Annotated in this window: 17 protein-coding genes; 3 read left to right on the forward strand and 14 right to left on the reverse strand. The window is 65.1% G+C overall.

The genetic code is table 11. The annotated features are described in order from the left end of the window. Positions 1-114: 114 nt before the first annotated feature. A complete protein-coding gene (locus tag L6D77_RS08660; protein ID WP_236170036.1) occupies positions 115-1,110 on the reverse strand; it encodes a serine hydrolase domain-containing protein in 996 nt (331 codons plus the stop codon). 114 nt (positions 1,111-1,224) lie between these two features. Here L6D77_RS08660 and L6D77_RS08665 point away from each other — a divergent pair, with 114 nt between their 5' ends. The 3 genes from L6D77_RS08665 to L6D77_RS08675 all read left to right on the forward strand — a co-directional run bounded on the left by L6D77_RS08665 (position 1,225) and on the right by L6D77_RS08675 (position 3,486). Continuing rightward, positions 1,225-2,124, forward strand: a complete 900-nt coding sequence (locus L6D77_RS08665; protein WP_232881082.1) for a LysR substrate-binding domain-containing protein — start codon at positions 1,225-1,227, stop codon at positions 2,122-2,124. Between the two features lie 83 nt (positions 2,125-2,207). After that, positions 2,208-2,891, forward strand: a complete 684-nt coding sequence (locus tag L6D77_RS08670) for a phytanoyl-CoA dioxygenase family protein (RefSeq protein WP_232881084.1) — start codon at positions 2,208-2,210, stop codon at positions 2,889-2,891. Between the two features lie 94 nt (positions 2,892-2,985). Next, the gene (locus L6D77_RS08675) at positions 2,986-3,486 is read left to right on the forward strand and encodes a DUF4019 domain-containing protein (RefSeq protein ID WP_232881086.1); all 501 of its coding nucleotides are present in this window, start codon (positions 2,986-2,988) and stop codon (positions 3,484-3,486) included. Positions 3,487-3,499: 13 nt separating this feature from the next. On the opposite strand, the gene L6D77_RS08680 is transcribed toward L6D77_RS08675, so the two are convergent. The 13 genes from L6D77_RS08680 to L6D77_RS08740 form a co-directional block, all read right to left on the reverse strand. Further along, entirely contained in the window at positions 3,500-4,840 is a 1,341-nt protein-coding gene (locus L6D77_RS08680) for an LLM class flavin-dependent oxidoreductase (protein ID WP_232881088.1), read from the reverse strand. After that, a complete protein-coding gene (locus L6D77_RS08685) occupies positions 4,827-6,371 on the reverse strand; it encodes a DHA2 family efflux MFS transporter permease subunit (RefSeq protein WP_232881102.1) in 1,545 nt (514 codons plus the stop codon). The genes L6D77_RS08680 and L6D77_RS08685 overlap by 14 nt, the downstream gene beginning before the upstream one ends. A gap of 71 nt (positions 6,372-6,442) precedes the next feature. Further along, positions 6,443-7,192: a tRNA-dependent cyclodipeptide synthase gene (locus tag L6D77_RS08690; RefSeq protein WP_232881104.1), complete on the reverse strand. Its 750-nt coding sequence runs from the start codon at positions 7,190-7,192 to the stop codon at positions 6,443-6,445. Positions 7,193-7,197: 5 nt separating this feature from the next. Next, positions 7,198-7,974: a 2OG-Fe(II) oxygenase gene (locus L6D77_RS08695; RefSeq protein ID WP_232881106.1), complete on the reverse strand. Its 777-nt coding sequence runs from the start codon at positions 7,972-7,974 to the stop codon at positions 7,198-7,200. Positions 7,975-8,205: 231 nt separating this feature from the next. Next, entirely contained in the window at positions 8,206-9,426 is a 1,221-nt protein-coding gene (locus L6D77_RS08700) for a TonB-dependent receptor plug domain-containing protein (protein WP_232881117.1), read from the reverse strand. Between the two features lie 58 nt (positions 9,427-9,484). Then, positions 9,485-9,979 carry a RidA family protein gene (locus L6D77_RS08705; protein ID WP_232881119.1) on the reverse strand — a complete coding sequence of 165 codons (495 nt, stop codon included), beginning with the start codon at positions 9,977-9,979 and terminating at the stop codon, positions 9,485-9,487. An 88-nt stretch (positions 9,980-10,067) separates the two neighbouring features. Further along, positions 10,068-11,642, reverse strand: coding sequence for a flavin monoamine oxidase family protein (locus L6D77_RS08710; RefSeq protein WP_232881121.1), 1,575 nt, complete (start codon positions 11,640-11,642; stop codon positions 10,068-10,070). A gap of 246 nt (positions 11,643-11,888) precedes the next feature. Beyond that, positions 11,889-13,091, reverse strand: coding sequence for a dipeptidase (locus tag L6D77_RS08715; RefSeq protein WP_232881123.1), 1,203 nt, complete (start codon positions 13,089-13,091; stop codon positions 11,889-11,891). A gap of 151 nt (positions 13,092-13,242) precedes the next feature. After that, positions 13,243-14,202: an ABC transporter substrate-binding protein gene (locus L6D77_RS08720; protein ID WP_232881132.1), complete on the reverse strand. Its 960-nt coding sequence runs from the start codon at positions 14,200-14,202 to the stop codon at positions 13,243-13,245. Between the two features lie 15 nt (positions 14,203-14,217). Beyond that, on the reverse strand, positions 14,218-15,027 hold the full coding sequence (locus tag L6D77_RS08725; RefSeq protein ID WP_232881134.1) for a class II aldolase/adducin family protein: 810 nt from the start codon (positions 15,025-15,027) through the stop codon (positions 14,218-14,220). Next, positions 15,024-15,971, reverse strand: a complete 948-nt coding sequence (locus L6D77_RS08730; RefSeq protein ID WP_232881136.1) for an NAD(P)-dependent oxidoreductase — start codon at positions 15,969-15,971, stop codon at positions 15,024-15,026. The genes L6D77_RS08725 and L6D77_RS08730 overlap by 4 nt, the downstream gene beginning before the upstream one ends. Then, positions 15,968-17,158 (reverse strand): acyl-CoA dehydrogenase family protein, encoded by a 1,191-nt coding sequence (locus tag L6D77_RS08735; protein WP_232881138.1) that lies wholly within the window; start codon positions 17,156-17,158, stop codon positions 15,968-15,970. Before L6D77_RS08735 ends, L6D77_RS08730 begins: the two co-directional genes overlap by 4 nt. Beyond that, positions 17,155-17,916, reverse strand: coding sequence for an ABC transporter ATP-binding protein (locus tag L6D77_RS08740; RefSeq protein ID WP_373870581.1), 762 nt, complete (start codon positions 17,914-17,916; stop codon positions 17,155-17,157). The genes L6D77_RS08735 and L6D77_RS08740 overlap by 4 nt, the downstream gene beginning before the upstream one ends. Position 17,917 lies beyond the last annotated feature (1 nt).

The following is a 17,917-nucleotide window of genomic DNA, read 5'->3' on the forward strand; positions in this document are numbered from 1 at the left end:
GAAGGAGTGGGGGCAACAGCAGCTGCGCTGGTAGACTTATCCACAGTTGCTGGTAACAAAATCAGCAATCCGCCCTGGGTCAAATTTCAATCGGCAGGGTGGGTCAATTTTCCATCAGCGCCAACACAGTTGTCCGCCATCAAGCACGAATTCGCCAAAACGACCCCAGTCGCGCAGCGTGGCGTTGAAACCGTGGCCGCCCATGTCGACTTTTCCAGGGACCAGCGCATGCCAGACACCATCCTGCTGCATGCCGTAACGGCTCCACAGGCGGCTTTCCAGATACTTGGCAATGGTCATGCCCGTGGCGTTTTCCAGTACGCGGCCCACCAACCAGGCACCCCCGGTGTTATAGGACCAGACTTCACCAGGCTTGACGCCTGGCTTGCGCTTGACCGAGCGCACCAGGTTGAGCACGCAGTCATAAGGCTCAGGCTTGGCCTCGCACTGCGTCATATGTGAGAAATCGGAGTCTTTGGAGGTGTAATCTTCGTTCCATTGCACGCCAGAGGTGTGCTGCATCAACTGGTGCAGGGTCACGTCCTGCCATTCGGAGCCTTTGAGTTCCGGAATGTAGACCGAGATCTTGTCGTCCACGGACTTGATCTTGCCTTCCTTCACTGCCATGCCGACCAACACGCTGACCACCGATTTGGCCACCGAGCGCGAGGTCCACAGGGTTTGCGATGTATTGCCCTTGCCATAGTACTCATAGGCAATCTTGCCGTCTTTGAGTACTAACAAACCGGTCACGCTCTGGCTGGCCAGGTAATCGGCAAGGCCGCGTTCCTTGCCTTCCAGGCTGTACTGCACGTCCTTGAGCGGTTTGCTCGCTGCCGGTAGCGGGAACGCTTTGGATTTATGTGTACTGAATACATCCCCGTCGTACATACGATACGTATTACGAAAACCCACCACACGGGTCTCTTGATCCCAACTGAGCATATCCTTGGGCGCCGGCAGCACCTTGTCGAACGGCCGCGGGCACTGCTCTAGGCCTGGCACGCCGCACGCGCCCTTGCTTTCGGCGGCCTGGGTCAGGCCGGAGGTAAGTGCCAGGGCCAGCAGGCTCAGGCCGGTGAACGACTTCTTTCTTGTTGTAGGTCGCATCGGTGGCTCCTCAAAGCGTGGAATTACGCTCGTTGGAGTGTCGGCAACTTGTATCACGCCGAAAAGCACAATAAATTTGCAGCCACTATTACAAAAACTAACAGCCAGGCCGCCATGAACCGTGATCGCTTGCCCCCGCTCAACGCCGTGCGTGCCTTCGAAGCCGCGGCGCGCCTGGGTAGCTACGTCGCCGCCTCGCAAGCGCTGCATGTGACCCAGCCGGCCATCGGCCGCCACGTGAAAAACCTTGAAGACTGGCTGGGTGTGCGCCTGCTTGAACGCTCATCGCGTGGCGTCAGCCTGACCTTGCAAGGCGCGCACTATTACAAGGCCGCCGCCGAAGCCCTGCAGATGCTCGCAGATGCAGGGGCACGCCTGGCCAAGCGCGGCGATGAGCGTTGGTTGCGCATCCTCTGCGGCCCGGCGTTCGCCTCACGCTGGCTGACGCCCCGAATCGAGATCCTGCACAGCCTGCGACCGGATCTGAAAATCGCCATCGAACCCAATTCAACCTTCAACAGCGTCGACGCGCGCCAGGCGGATCTGGCCATCGCCTACGGGTTGCCTGGCGAGCTCTCCGGCGTGCGCGAGGTGTTGATCCGCCCAGAAGTGTTTCCGGTTTGTGCGCCAGGCTACCGCGCACAACTGCCCGCGGGGCTGGAGGCTGAAGACCTGCCGGGCTGTCAGCTGATTCATGTGGACGACGGCACCTGGTGGAACAGCTGGTTCGCAGCCCTGGGCCTTCGCGTACGGGTCAAGGCGCAGACCTCGCATGTCAGCAACGACATTGTGCTGAACCTGGCCCAGCGTGGTCATGGCATCGCATTGGCCAATGAGGTGCTGGTTGGTCGGGAACTGCGCGAAGGCACACTGGTGCGCTGCGTGGCGCAGGCAGTGCCGCTGGAAAGCTATCAACTGCTGACCCCGGCACAAGCCCCCTCTTCCGATGCCCTTTGGTTCATGCAATGGCTAGCCACTACTCTGTGCGAACCTTATCCTGATAATTCGCAGTAACTTCGGCCAAAATCCACAATAATCGGCGATAACTCAACTAAATAAGCATTTAGTCGAGTTATCAACAAAGGACTTCGCCCGCCATGATCCCGCGCGACCAGCTCCACCAAGACGGCTACCTCCTCCTGCGCCAGGCGATCCCAGCCGACTGGCTGCAGGCCCTGCGCAGTACCTTCGACACCTGTAGCAAGCCCTCGGACCAATGGCCAATGCCGCGCGGCAATGACTGGCGCCATTCGCTGCTGGACACCGACCCGATGATCCAGCGGGTGTGCCGCCTGCCCCAGGTCCTGGCCGCCGTCGGCGAACTGATCGGCGAACGCTTCTTCCTTTCCCAGGTGGATGGCCGCGAGCCGCTGGCCGGTGGTGGTTACCAGCAACTGCACCGCGACCTGTCGGTGCACCGGCCGGGCGACATCGCCAACGCCCTGGCCTTCTTCGACGACTACGGCCCCCAGAACGGCGCCACCCGCCTCATTCCCGGCAGCCATCGCCCCGCCACCGACGCCCCGCCCTGCGACTTCAGCGACGAATCCGGGGTCGTGCAACTGTCTGGTGCGGCAGGCGACATCCTGGTGTTCGACGTCGACCTGGTGCATGCCGCCAGCCTGAACCACTCCGGCGCGCGTCGGCGCTCCATCCTGATCGGCTACTTCGCGGATGCGCTGTATGAAACCCATCTGCAAACGCTCGACCTGAGAAACATACGAATGGACACCAGCGAGCGGTTCAACCCTGCAGCCTTTGCCCCTTGGGTTCAGTCATGACGCCGGTCAAGCTGACCTTTGCGCGCTCGACTGGCCATTGCCTGCGACATTCGATTTAATCGTCTGCTGGACCCCTCAACACTCGAGGCTTTGCATGAAGCAGGTTTTCGCCCTATGTGTCAGCGTGTCGCTACTCTCAGGCTGCGATGTCGCGATCAACACCAACGTACCCACCTCAAACGCATCGGCAGTCACGCTCTCCCAGCCAGACTCAGCGCAACAACAGCGGCTGGCAGCCGACACAGCGGCCGAATTCCTGTTGTTGCTGGATGCAGGACGAATCGACATGACCTGGCCGCCTGCTGGCTCGGCCCTCAAGGCAGCGACATCCGAGTCGAACTGGGTAAAAGGAATCCGCGGTTTGCGCGCGGGGCTTGGTGAGCTCAAGCAACGTGATCAGTTCCAGGTTGCGTTCACCAAACAGCTACCGGATGCGCCGCCCGGCCATTACGCAGCCGTTCAGAGCCAGTCGACGTTTGCAAACATTGTGGTCACCGAAGCCGTGCTGCTCAGCGAGGAAGCTGATCAATGGCGTGTGGTCGGCTACAACATCAGTAAAACCGTCGAAGTCTCCGCAGGGATTCGGCTCTTCTAGCGCAATAATCGACTCACCCCGCGAAGTGCCGATTCTGCACAGCGTCCAGGCCCAGGTTTTCGCGTAATGTCCGCCCTTCGTATTCACGTCTGAACAAGCCGACGCGCTGCAACTCGGGTATCACCCATTCAACGAAATCATCCAGCCCACCTGGTAAATGGGTGAACAACAGATTGAAACCATCCGCCGCACCCTCCTCGAACCAGGTCGCCATCTCATCGACAATCTGCTGGGGCGTGCCGACCATCAACCGGTGCCCACCCGCCCCCAGCTTGCGCAGCAGTTGCCCGGCCGTGGGCCGCTCCCGGCGAATCAAGTCCACCACCAATTGCTGACGGCTTTTGTGGCGCTCGGTCACAGGCAATGGGTCCGGCAACACCACCGGCGCATCCGGGGCCAGGCGCTCCAGATCGATGCCGATATCCAGCAGGAACGACAGCGCCTTGAGGGCCGCCTCCGGGTCCACCAAGGCTTGCAATTGCTCGTGCTTCTCCTGCGCCTCGCTGGCGGTGCGCCCGACCACGGGTGCCAGCCCGGGAAACACCTTCAGGGCCGTCGGCGCACGGCCAGCGTTGGCCAGGCGCTGGTGGATATCGTCGTAGAAGGCTCTGCCCTCCTCCAGGCTTTGCTGGGCGGTGAACACCAACTCGGCGCTGCGCGCCGCCAGCGCACGGCCTGCCGGCGAAGAGCCGGCCTGGGCAATCACCGGCCAGCCCTGCACCGGCCGAGGCGCGTTCAATGGCCCACGTACACGGAAGTGTTCGCCCTGATGGTCGAGCACACGCATGCGCTCTGGCTTAAGCCAGGTGCCCGACACCTTGTCCAACACAAACGCATCGTCCGCCCAGCTGTCCCACAACCCGGTCACCACATCGAAAAACTCTTCGGCGCGCGCATAACGGTCGGCATGCGGCAGATGCCCCGGCTGGTTGAAGTTCTCGCCGCCAATCAACGCCGTCACCAGGTTCCATCCGGCCCTGCCACCGGACAGATGATCGAGCGACGCGAACTTGCGGGCAATGTTGTACGGCTCGTTGAAGCTGGTGTTGGCGGTGGCGATCAGGCCGATATGCCGTGTCACCACGGCCAACGCCGGCAGCAAGGTCAGCGGGTCCCAGCGCAGGCTGTAGGCACTGCTGCGCAATACCCGAGGGTCCAGGTCCCCCACTGCCACGTTGTCATTGAGGAACAGCGCGTCGAAACGCCCCCGCTCCAACGTCTGGGCGTACTGCCGATAGCGCTCGAAGTTGATCGAGGCATCGGCATCCGCCTGCGGGTGGCGCCAGCTGCCGGCATGGGCGCCCGAACCGGACAGGAAAGCGCCCAGCCGCAGGCGTGCGTCACGCCTTGCCATGGTTAGGCTCCTGCGCAGGCGCGGCAAGTGCCTTGGTGCGCAGCAGTACGCGCACTGCCCCCCAGACCAGCACCAGGCTCACGGCCAGGAAGATCATCAGTGCCTGGTAGCCTTGCAGAAACGCGTCATGCACCCAACCTTGCAACACATCGCTGCCCTGCCCCAGGTGCTGGGCAAGCAATGCTGCGCCCTGCTCCGGCGAGGCCGCCGCCCGGGCCAGCCAGTCGGTCTGCGCAGGCAGCCCTGTGGCCCGCGACAACGCCTGCGCCGCCACTTCGCGGTAAAGCCCAGCCCCCACCGCCAGCCCCAGGCCGCCACCGACGTTGTGCAGGGTCATCAGTGAGCCCATGGCCACCGAACTCACCTGCTGCGGCACCGACGAAATGCCCAGCACCGTGGAAGGCCCGAGGATGCATGCCCAGCCCAGGCCCATCACGGCAAAGGCCGCCAACAGATGAACCAGCGACGTGGCTTCGCTGAACGCAGCCTGTAGCCCGGCCGACAGCACGAACAGCAGCAACCCGGCCTGCACCAGCAGCGCCGGGCCTTTGCGGTCCACCAGCCGCCCGACCAGCGGAGACAAGAACGCCACCCCAAGCGTGGTCGGCAGCAGCAACAGCCCACTGGCCTGAACACTCTCGCCACGTATCAATGCCAGATACAGCGGCATCAAGAAGAACGCGACGCAGTAGAATACCGCCAGCCCGAAACTGGCCGTCACCGCCGCCGCGAAGCGCCGGTTGGCGAACAGCCGCAGGTCGATGATCGGTGCCTGCACCCGCAACTCCACCCCGACAAACGCCAGCAACGCCACGACTGCAATCGCCAGCACGCGCAATGTCTGCAGCGATGTCCAGCCCCAGGTGGTGCCCTGCACGATCACCAGCACCAGGCTCGGCAAGCCCACCAGCAGCAACACCGCTCCAAGCCAGTCGAGGCGCGAATCGTTCTGCTGCGCACGCGACTCTTGCGCCGCTACGGCAATGATCGCCAGGCTCAGCAACACGAAAGGCACGTTGACCAGGAAGATCCACTGCCAACCGAAGGCACTGGTGATCAGCCCACCCAACACCGGCCCGGCCGCAAGGCCAATACCGTTGACACCGAACAGCACGCCGAACGCCTTGCCCTGCTCCTCACTGGCAAAGGTCGCCGCGACGATCGCTCCAGAGGCGGTGTACAGCACCGCGCACGCCAGCCCTTGGGCAATCCGGGCGGCCACCAGCGTATCGATGTCGCTGGAAAGCCCCGCACCGAGCGAGGCCAGCCCGAATACCACCAGGCCTATGCTCAGCACCCGCCGGCGGCCCTTGAGGTCGGCCAGGCGCCCCACCAGCACCATGGCGCTGGACAACGCCAGAATGAAGCCATTGATAACCCATTGCAGGCTGTCCACTGTCGCACCAAGCTCGGCCTGTAGCGCCGGCAACGCCGTGTTGACGATGGTGAAGTCCACACACCCAAGAAAACTGGCGATGCTCACCCCGAGCAAAGCCCACCATTTGCGTTGCTGTTGCGCAAAAACGCCCATGGAAACTCCTTCCGTCATTTCAGTAAGAAGGCCGTCGTCCGTGTGGCGTGGGGCCTGCGTGGTAAAGGCTTTCAGATGGCGATGGCACTGCCGGCCCAGGCCGGGTGCGCCGCCCCCGGCAAGTTGAAGGGAATCGGGATGCCGCGTTTCTTGAACTTGAGCGGCAGCCAGTGCACCCGCTCGGGGGCATGGGGCTCGATCAGCAGGCGCCGCGCTTCGGCCATGGCATGGGTCATCTGCTGCGGGTAGATCACATAGTCGTAACCCTCCTGCGCCCACTGCGGCAGGATGATCGGCACCTCTTCCAGGATGTACTCGCGGCACTGGGCGGCGGCACGCTCAAGGTCAGCCTCGGGGTCGCGCAATCGCAAGCGCTCGATGAACACGCCAATGGTGCTCTCGATAGCCCCGCGCAGATCCTCGCTGTCACGGTACAGCGCGTTCACCTGCTGACGCAGGTCGGCATAACGGTCCGAGGCCAGCTCCTGGTTCCAGCGGCTGATGCTCACCGGCGCCTCCAGCCCCGCCAGGTACTTGCGGTTGCGTGCCAGCCACGCATCGCCGTCGCGGATCGACGCCGACAACGCCTCGCCCGGCGACTTGCCGTGCTTGTTGTGGCGCTGCAAGGTGTCGGCCACCACGACCTTCACCTGGCTGAAACCGGACTTGTTGATCAGGTGCACCGTCGAGCTGAGCTTCTGCTCCTCGTGGTACTCCTGCCCCACGCTGATCGCCAGCACGCAGCGCTTGCCGGTGAAGTCCAGTTCTTCGCCACCCTTGTTGAAATAGGCTTTGAGATTGATCGCTTCCACATTGCTCATGTCGTCTAGCTCCAGTAGGCCAAAGGCTGGTCGTCGCCGAAATAACCGATGAATACGCCGAGGGTGACCCGGGTGCTGCTGGCCGACGGCCGCACAGCATGGATCAGCCGCGGATTGAGGAAGATCAGGTCGCCCGGCTCGGGTTTGACCACCAGGTCCGGCGGCGGCAGCAGGTGCCGCTCGATGCCATAGGCGCGCTCGCCACGCAGCCGGGTATATTCGCGTTCGTCCGGGTGCAGGTTCCAGATTTCCAGTTCGCCGCCGTCCTCGGGGATCTGCAGGTAGATGTTGGTGGAGAGCTGGGTCAGCAACTGCGGGTGATGGTCTTGCGGGGCGTTGCGCGCCAGGTCATCGGTGTGCGGCGTCAGGTCGACGTTGTTGCCCTGAAAGCGGGCGATGCCAACGAAGCATTTCTGCCCGTTCACATCCAGCAGCCGCGCACCCTTTGCCCAGACTTCATCGAGCAGCAGGCGCAGTTGGTCGATGGGCGATGCCAGCGGCCCGAAGGCGCTGCGGATCTTGCGGATATTGGTGATTGCCTGGTCGTGATAAGCGGCACGGCTGGCATCGTCGTTGATCTCGATGTAGGCCTTGCCGAGGCGCACGAACTCGGTCTGCTCACTGAAGGCGCCACGCAGTTCATGATGGCTCAGCCGGTCCAGGGCCAAGGCCACGGTATCGGGCGATGCAAAACCTTTGATCTGGATGCCCAGGGTGCGGGCGTGAATAACATCTTGTATCTGTGCAGCAGTCAACGCTTCGACGGTGGTAACGGTCAGCATGAACACTCCCTCGCCTATTCCTTGAACGGTTCATTGCGCTTGAGGCGACGTCCTTGTCGTGAGTTCCTTTCAACGCCAGGTCATCTTCAGTAATACCCAAGCACTTGTGAAATATCGTTTTTCTCTAACATCCAAACATTTTTCAAAATATTACAAAGCAACTTTGATAATTATCAGCAATGCGCATGAAGATTATAAAAGTTTCATTTTAAAGTTCGTCGCTAGTTGAACTTATTGCGGCGAATTGAATTGGCGATCCACCAGATGTTCGGCCTCGAAGCCTGTCGCGATGACCCCCTCCTCCTGATACAGCCGCGCCGTGTTGGCCAGGTCCTGTACCAGCGCGTCGTCCACCGCCACCCTGAGGTTGTTGTCGGTGTACAGCTTGGCCTTGTCGCGACCGTAAGTGGTCGACAGGTCGTAGTCCCAGTCGGCGGCCAGCCCCTTGAGCCCGGCGAGCACCTGGTAATCGGTCTCCTCCACTTCACGGGTGGCCTGGCCGCCCTTGGGGTACGGCGGGTTGGCCAGCCAGTTGGTGGCCGTGATGTCGGTGGGGGCGCGGTGGCCCAGCACTTTCTTGCCGTCGCGGTAGCTCAGGGTCGAGAACGAATACAGCTTCAGGTCCTCGCCCAACGGCAGTTCAAGGTTGTAGGCGCCACTGTAGGTACGGTCGCGGCCCAGGCCATATTCCTCGCCCCAGCCATGGCGCTCGGTCAGCCGTGGGTCAGGCTGGCCGTTGGCCAAGGTGGTGAAATTGCCGCGCACGGCGCCGGCGCGGTCGTAGGGTTCCTGCAGCTTGGCGTCGAACGACAGGTTGGCGAAACCGCCGTCGCCCAGCGCGAAGCCCGCGTTGGCCGCTTCATGGCCGCTGGTGCCATCGCCGGCATAGTACTGGCCCACGGAACTGTCGGAGGTGATGCCCTCGGCGTCCCGCTTGAGGATGATGTTGATCACCCCGGCGATCGCGTCCGAGCCATATTGCGCCGCCGCGCCATCGCGCAGTACCTCTATACGCTCGATGGCCGCGGTGGGGATCAGGTCCAGGTCCACCGGCACGGCCGCCGTGCCCACCCGGGCGTTGTTGTTGATCATCGCCGTGTTGTGGCGGCGCTTGCCGTTGACCAGGATCAGCACCTGGTCACCACCCAGCCCGCGCATGCTGATGCCGCGCACCAGGAACGCCGTACCGCCGCCGTTGATGGTCGGCGCGTTGAACGACGGCAACAGGCGCGTGAGCATGTCCTTGAGGCCGTTCTGGCCACTGGTGCGCAGCTGCTCGCCGGAGATCACGTCCACCGGCACCGGGCTGTCGGTCACGGTACGTTGCTGGCTGCCACGCACACCGGTCACCACCACGGTGGACAGGGCCGGGTCGTCGACGGCGAAGGCTTCGCCGGTAAAAGCAAGGGCCAGGGCCGCGGCCACTGGGGAAAGCACGAAGGTCTTGGGCATCTGGGGACTTCCTTGAGGCGGCCGTTCTCGCGGCCGTCATGTCGCATTCAATAAGGGCTCAGCGGGTTTTGGCGGCGACCGCCTCGACCTCGATCAAGGCACCGGGCAATACCAGCCCGGCCACCTGCACCGTGGTGCGGGTCGGCTTCAACGGTTGCCGGTCGCTGCCGAAGAACTGCCGAAAGCCCCGCTGCAAGCCGTCAAAGTCCATGCGCCCCTGCAACTGCGGGTCGCCCACCAGGTACACCCGCAGTTGCACCACATCGCCCAGGCCCAGGCCACGGGGCGCCAGGGCGGCTTCGACCTTGCGCAGCACCGCGACGGTCTGCGCCTCGGTGTCGCCACCGGCACGCAGCGCGTCCTTGGCCGCCTTGGGGTCGACCGGGTCCGGCAAGATGCCGGACACGAACGTCAGCGCCGTGTCCGGCGGCAGGGTCGCCGACTGCAGGATCGGCGAGTTGGGAAAGCTCGAAGGGATGCGCTCGATGTCCGCAGCCTGGCCGGCAGCGGCAAACAGAACCCCCAACCCCAGAAGGGCGTATTTGAAAGGCATGGCGAAGCTCCACGATGTGTAGGCGCCAGCCTCGGAGGTCCGCTACCTGGCAGATGGTTTCAAGTTATGAGCCCGGCATCGCCTGGGTTCAGGCGGTTTTCCGGGAATGCGAGGTGCCTTGCGCACGCTCGAAAAGGTTGCGCACCACGCGCCTCGCGGCACTGGCAGCGGTCTCCTGCCAGATACCCACGCCGCTGTGGGCCAGCCCGTCGCTGGTCAGGTGCACACGGCCCTGGGCCTGATTGAGCAGGTCGTAGTCGGCGTCGGCCAGGGCATGGTTGATCCACGGGCCGAGGCTGTGCGGGATGCGGTTCCAGTCGACCACCAGCGGCTTGCGCAGCTCATGGCCGTGGCCAGGGTGCAGCAGCTCCACCGCCTGGCGCGACAGGGCGATCTGCTCGGCCACGCTCTTGTCGCCGAACTGCCGGGCGACCTCGCCGTTGTTGTAGGCAGCCACCAGGATGCCCTCCGGCTGGTTGAAGCCACCGCTGGGGTACCACAGCCCGGACGACGCCTGGTTGATGAACGACAGCCCGCCGTAGATCTGGTAATCGGTCTCCCAGAAGCGCCGTGACTGCCAGGCCACCTTGTTGGCATAGCCGAACTGCACGCTGGCAATCGCCTGGCGCGCCGCCGCGCTGAAGTTGTGGTCGAGCTTGGCCAGCAAGGGCAACGGCAAGGCGATCACCGCGTAGTCGCTGCTGATCCGCAGGTCCTGGCCATGGTGCCGGTAGCCGATTTCGACCCGGTCTTCATGGTTGCGGATCGAGGCCACCTGCGCCCCCAGGCGCAGGGCATCCTGCAAATGCCGCTGGAAGGCCAGGGGGATACGGTCCATGCCCCCCACCGGCTGGAACATGGTGGGTGAGAACTCCGGGTATTCGTCGATCATCAGTGCGGTGCCCAGCGCCGGGTTGAGCAAGGTGCGCAGCGGCAACGGATCATTGCGCTGGGCCAGTTGATCGCCGGCCCCAGGCCAGACCTTGTAGCCCGAGCGCGCCGAACCCAGGTACTCGAGCTTTTCCGAAAGGTCGCCCCAGGAGCGCAGAAAGCCCAGCAGGTTGCGCTGGTCGGCCAGGCTCAGTTCCTGGTCCAGCGCCTGGCGATTGACCGCCTTGGCCAGCAGCTCGGCCAGGTGGCCACGGCTGTCATTCACCGCCTGGCGGATCTGCATCGGCGGTTGCTCCAGGTCAGGTCGCACCAGGGCATTGCGGCTGGTGTTGACCAGCACCTCCAGCTCCACCCCCAGTTCACGGCAGTAACCGAGCATCAGCTGATGGTGGCTAGGCAAGCGCCCGGGGCCGGCATTGAGGTAGAAGCCGTGGTCGAACTCAGCGGTCTGCATACTGCCATCGGTGAAGCCGACGCGGTCGCCACCGCGGATGGTCCAGTTGCGCCCGCCCACCCGTTCACGGGCTTCCAGCACCGTCACCGCGAAGCCCGCCTTGCGCAGTTCGTAGGCGGCCACCAGGCCACCAATGCCAGCACCGACCACCGTGACACTGGCGCCCTGCCCTACGCTGGCCGGTGACAGCGCCGCATAGTTCTCCTGGCTGGCACGCGCCGGGCTCATCACCCCGAGCAGGCCCATCGCCGCGGTGGCCGCCTGCAGGCCACCGACTGCGCCGATACGGGCAATGAGCTGTCGTCTGGTCAAAGGCATCGCGGGCACTCTCCCTGGTCCACGGTTATTGCATTCGGTTATTACCGCTTGATTCAAAGCTGCAATAACGCTCTATGTGGAGCCATCCTAGAGAGGCGATCGGGATAAGAGAAATACATTTTGAGCATATGCAAATATTAAATTGTTTAATGTCTTTATCATTCCATGCTGCGTATTTCGCATAATTATCTTGTTACATCAGCAGCGGCGTGGGTGCGGGCTTACCCCGCGATAGGGCCTCTAGCCTCAATGCACAGCCTGCGCCTCCCCCATCACCCGCAGCAGGTTGCCGCCCCAGATATCCGCAAGGTCGCCCTCGCCATACCCCGCCTCCAGCAACCGCTGGCTGATCACCGGCAACTGGCTCACATCGCGCAGCCCCTCCACCCCGCCGCCACCGTCCCAGTCCGCGCCAATCCCTACGTGCTTCGGTCCGACCACTTCGAGGATATGCAGCAGGTGACGCATGAAATCGTCCAGCCGGGTGGTCGGCAATGGGTGCAACGCCTCCGCCTCGCGGATGCGCCTGGCCAGGTCCGCCACCTGCGCGGGCGCCAGGCTCGCCGCCAGGCGAAACTCCCGGTACAACGGCGCCAGCGCCTTGTCCCGCTCAGGGTCGGGTAGCCGCGGCACCAGGTCGCTGGCGTAGCTGTTCACCTGGATCACCCCACCCTTGGCCGCCAGCCGGCGCAAACGCTGGTCATCGAGGTTGCGCGGATGCGGCCCGACCGCCCTGGCCCCCGAATGCGAGGCGATCACCGGGGCGCTCGACAGCGCCAGCACCTGGTCGAACACCGCATCGGAGGCGTGGGACACATCGATGAGTATCCCCAGCCGATTGGCCTCCAGCACCAGTGCCCTGCCGGCAGGGCTCAGCCCATGCCACTGCGGTAACGCGGTCGCCGAATCGGCGAAGGTATTGTTCTGCGCATGCACCAGCCCCAGCATGCGCAGGCCCAGCCGGTGGTAGGTGGCCAGCCGGCCAGGGTCCGCCGCCAGCGGTTCGGCGTTCTCCATGCTGATCAGCACCACCCGGCGCCCCGACGCGACGATGGCCGGTACCTGCCTGGCCTCGGTCGCCAGGGAGAATTCCGTGGGCCGTGCGGCGACCATGTCGCGGATCCGGGTGATCACCGCCAGGCCATGTTCACTGGCCAGGGTGCGGCCCTCCGGGGTAAGCGGCCCTTGGGGCGTGAACACCGAGAAGAACCCACCATCCAGCCCGCCTTCGCGCATGCGCGGCAGGTCCACCTGGGAGAGATCGTCGGTGTAGGTGTGGCGCTGGCTGATATCCCAACCTGGCCGGGCCAGCTGCATCGGTGTGTCCAGGTGGCTGTCGAGGACGATCAGGCGTTCGTGCAGCGCCCGGACAGCGGGCGGCACATCGGCCTGTGCACAGGCGCAGGCCAGCACCAGGGCGAATCCGGCGTAATGGGGAAAGCGATACATGAGGGGCAAATCCTTTCGCTAGGTGTACAAGACTGCGGGCGCAAGCCTATGGACTTGCACACACTGTAGGAGCGGCCTTGCCGGGGCGCCGGACCGGCAAGGCCGCTCCTACAGAAAAGCGGCGGTTCACCGCTGCGGCCGCGCAGGACGGCTACACACGCTCCCAGCGGAAACTGCGGTCCCATAGCGGCGCCACATCCAGGCGCTGAGGCAGCACCCCGGCGGCATAAAAGGTGTCGGCGACATCCTGCTGCGAACGCACCGCCGCATCGTCCACCGCCTGCAGCACCCGTGGCCCGCTTTGTGCGCGGTACTGGGCCATGAACACCTCACGAGGGATGCCGAGGATCTGCTCGCAGCGCGCCGCCCAGGCCTCGGGGTTGCGCTGTACCCACTGCCAGCTGTGGTACTCGCGCTGCACGTAGTCCTCGATGGCCGCGCGCTTGCGCGGGTCTTCGATGGCGCGCTGGTTGGCGGCGATCACGTAGTTGCCCGACAGGTAGCCCTGCCCGGTACGCAGCACCCGCGCGCCGCTGCGCAGCTCGGCCAGCTGGATGAAGTAGCCAAAGGTCACCCAGACATCCAGGTTGCCGTTCTGGAACGCGGCAAAACCATCCTGGGGCGTCAGTGCCAGGGGCTGGATGTCATCCAGGGTCAGGCCCTGCTCTTTAAGGGCGCGCAGCAGCAGGTAGTGCGACGAGGTGGAGCGTATATACCCCACCCGCTTGCCGCGCAGTTCCGCCAACGACTGCATGGTCGAGCCCTTGGGCACCACGAAGGCCTGGTTGTTGACGTCGCCGGTCAGCACGGCGATGAGCTTGACCGGTGCCTGGTTCCTGATGCCGAAGATCGGTGGGATCTCACTCATCGGCGCCAGGTCGAGGGTGCCGCTGATCAACGCTTCGAAACCAAGGTTGCCGCCGTTGAACTCGGCATATTTCACGGCGTAGGGCGGGCGCTCGATACCGGCCTGCTCGAAGAAGGTCGGTGCCGCGCCCTTGTAGGTGGCCACACCCAGGGTAAGGCCCTGCCAGTCGCGGGCGAAGGCGCCCGGCAGGGCACAGGCCAACCCGGCAACGGCGCTGTACTTGAGAAAGCGACGACGGTTCATCAATGCTCCTTGCACTCAGTCGAGAAAGTCCGGTTCGTCGCGCAACAGGCGGTCCCAGTACGGCTGGAAACTGAACCAGCCGCCAAACTCGGTACCCACCTGCCGTGCAGTGTGCTCGGCCACGGCCGCGGGGATCGGCCGTGGCGTACCTGCGGCTTGGGCCAGCAGTTGCGCATGGGCAGCGTTGTCCAGGGCGATGAAACGCCACACCGCCGCCTCCACCGTGCGCCCGACGGTGAGCAGGCCATGGTTCTGCAGGATCAGCGCGACCTTGTCCGGCCCCAGCGTGGCGGCGATCCGCGCCCCTTCGCTGGCCTCCAGCACTACGCCGGTGAAGTTGTCGAACAGCGCATGCTTGCCATGAAAGGCGCAGGCATCCTGGGTCAGCGGGTCGAGCAGCCGGCCCAGGCTGGAAAACGCCTTGCCGTACAGCGAATGGGCATGGGCCGCCGCCACCACGTCCGGGCGCGCCTCGTGCAGGGCCGCATGGATGGCGAACGCGGCCAGGTTGAGCGCGCCCTGCCCTTCGACGATCTCGCCGTGGGGGTTGACCAGCAACAGGTCGCTGACCCGGATATGGCCGAAGTACACACCCACCGGGTTGACCCAGAAGTGATCGGGGTATTGCGGGTCGCGCACGGTGATATGGCCGGCGCCGCCCATGTCGAAGCCGTGGCGGGCGAACAGCCGGAACGCACCGGCCAGGCGCTGCTTGCGCAACAGCCGCTCGGCCTCGACCGTGGCCTGCTGCGGCGGCTCCTGCCAGCGAAACACCGTATGGCCATCGCGCGGCAGTGAATAGGCAGAGGGTTGATGGGCGCTCATGGGGTTCCTCCGTGGGCTTGCAGCAGGTTTTCCAGCGGTCGTGCGCTACGGAAATGTTCAAGGTTGCGCGCCAGCAGCGCGGCGAGGTTGCGGTACACCTGCGGCGTGTTCGCCGAGGTGTGGGGGCTCAGCCGGACCTTGGGGTGGCGGTACAACGGGTGGCCGGGCGGCAGTGGCTCGGGCTCGGTGACATCGAGACTGGCCAGGGCCAGGCGGCCGCTGTCCAGTGCTTGCAGCAACGCCTGCTGGTCCACCAGCGTACCCCGGGCAAGGTTGATCAGATGCAGGCCGGGTTTGGCAGCGGCCAGGGTCTGCTGATTGACCACATGCCGGGTTTCAGCGCTGGCTGGTGCCGCCAGCACCACGTGATCGGCCCGGGCGAACAAGGCCTCGAGGCTGGCCACACCCTGCACCCCCGGCACTTCATAAGGCGTGTGCGAGCGCCTCAGCGCGATCACTTCCATACCCAGCGCCAGCGCCTTGCCGGCCAGTGACTGCGCGATGCTGCCGAAGCCATAAAGCCCCAGGGTACTGCCCGCCAGCGACGCCAGCGGGCGCTGTTGCCAGTGGCGACTGTCATCTATCCATACCTCGGGCAGCTGCTTGGCGGCCGCGAACATCGCCGCCAGGGCGAACTCGGCCAGGCTGTCCGCCGTCACCCCCCGGGCACTGGCCACCGGCAGCGGTGCAAGCAGCCAGTCAGGGAAAGCGTCCACCCCCGAGCTGGCCAGTTGCACGAAGCCCAGACCATACGGCCAGCCCACGGGCGGCTCCGGCGCATCGCGCCAATCGGCGTGGGGTGCGGCCACCAGCGCCAGCACATCATCCGGCAACGCCTGCGGTACGCCCCTGGGCACTGCCAGCACGTCCACCCCCGGCAACTGTTCGGCCAGCAACGCGTTGAAGCGCGCGTCCAGCTGGCTGGCAATCCGCACGCCGCTCATGCCTGGCCGCCACGGCTGGGCAAGGCAAAGGCGGTGCGCCCGGCGGCGCCCAGCACCGCATCGTTCTGCGGCGTATGGATACGGCTGCACAGCACATCGCGGTAATGCCGCTCCAGTGGATTGCCCCGGGCCAGCGCCGGGTTGCCGATGGCCTCCACGCCCAGCTCGACGGCGCTGATGGCCTGAGTGGTGACCAGGTACTTGACCTGGGTGGCTTCACTGGCGGGGATGCGCCCTTCGGCGGCGGCATCGAGCAGCACGCGGTTGGACAGCAGCAAGGCATCGATGCGCCCCACCAGCTCCTGGAAGCGCGGCAGGCTCGACAGCGGTGCGCCGAGGTTGGCCGGGGTACGCCCGGCCAGCCAGCCCACCAGCCAGTCGCGGGCGGCGCGGGCGACACCGTCATAGATGCTCGACAGCAGCACCGCCAGCCACAGCACACCGTTGTGGTCCAGCTCGGACGGGCGTGGCTGGTGCGCGGGCAGGATGTCCACGGCGTGTTCTGCAGGCACCAGCACATCCTCGAAGATCACGTCATGGCTGCAGGTGGCCCGCATGCCTAAGTGATCCCAGGTTTCCTCGACCCGAATGCCCGGCGTATCGCGATGCACCAGCCAGGTGCCGACGCGTGGCTCGGCCTCGTCGCTACGCGCCCACACCGACAGCCAGGTCAGGCCGGGGATGCCGGTGGAGTAAATCTTGCGGCCATTGATACGCCAACCCTCGGGCACACGCCGGGCAATGGTGCCCGGCAGGCCGCCACGGGCCGGTGTGCCCAGGTCGGGCTCGACGCGCAGGGCGTTGATCAGCGCGCCATGCTGCACCGCCTCGCGGGCCAGTTGCAGGCGCAGGTGCTCCGGCCACGCCTGGTTCTGCTGCAAGCGGGTGTGCTGCAGATACTGCATCACCAGCACCAGCGCCGTGGACGGCTCGCCCCGGGCCACGGCGGCGACCACCCGCCGCGCCTGGGCCAGCGTGGCCTCGCTGCCGCCCAGCCGACGCGGCACGGTCAGGGCCAGCAGGCCATGCTGGTGCAGGCGTTGCAGGTTGGCGTGGGGAAAGCTGGCATGGCGGTCATGTTCGGCGGCGCTGGCGGCGAATGCCTCGCTCAGCTCCGCCAGCAGGTCGGCGAAGGCTGGCGAGTCAAGGTCCAGTGTGTGCGCAGGGGTATTCACATCGAGGCTCATCGTTGGGCAGTCCGTGCAAGGGTGTGGGCATGGCTGGCAGCTGGAGGTTCGACCCCCAGCAGGCTCAGCAAATGCTGACGCAGGTCCTGAAACCCGCGGCTGGCCACCTCGCGCGGGCGCGGCAGGCGAATGGCGATCTGCTCGGCGATACGCCCCGCCTCCAGCACCACCACACGGTCGGCCAGCAGCAGGGCTTCATCGACGTCGTGGGTCACCAGCAGCACCGAGGGCTGGTGGCTGCGCCACAGCTCGATGATCAGCTGGTGCATGCGAATGCGGGTCAAGGCATCCAGCGCCGCGAACGGCTCGTCGAGCAGCAGCAGCTGCGGCTCGCGCACCAGGGCGCGAGCCAGGGCCACCCGCTGTGCCTCACCGCCGGACAAGGTGCCCGGCCAGGCCCGCACCCGATGGGCCAGGCCCACCTCGCGCAGGGCCGCCAGCGCCCGGTTTTTCGGCTCGGCACCGCGCAGCCCCAGGGTCACGTTGCGCCAGGCCCGTTTCCAGGGCATCAGCCGCGGCTCCTGGAACACCGCCGCATGGGCCTGCGGCACCTCCAGCGTGCCGGCATCCATCGCATCCAGCCCGGCCAGGGCCCGCAACAGCGTGGTCTTGCCCGAGCCGCTACGGCCCAACAAGGCGACGAACTCGCCGGCAGCCAGGTCCAGGTCCAGGCCGTCGAGCACCGCCTGGCCTGCGAACCGGCGCGTCAAACCGCGCACCCGCACCGGTGGGCGCAGGCGTTGCAGTGCAACATCCATG

This window comes from Pseudomonas parasichuanensis (assembly GCF_021601385.1).
GTDB classification, from domain to species: Bacteria; Pseudomonadota; Gammaproteobacteria; order Pseudomonadales; family Pseudomonadaceae; genus Aquipseudomonas; species Aquipseudomonas parasichuanensis.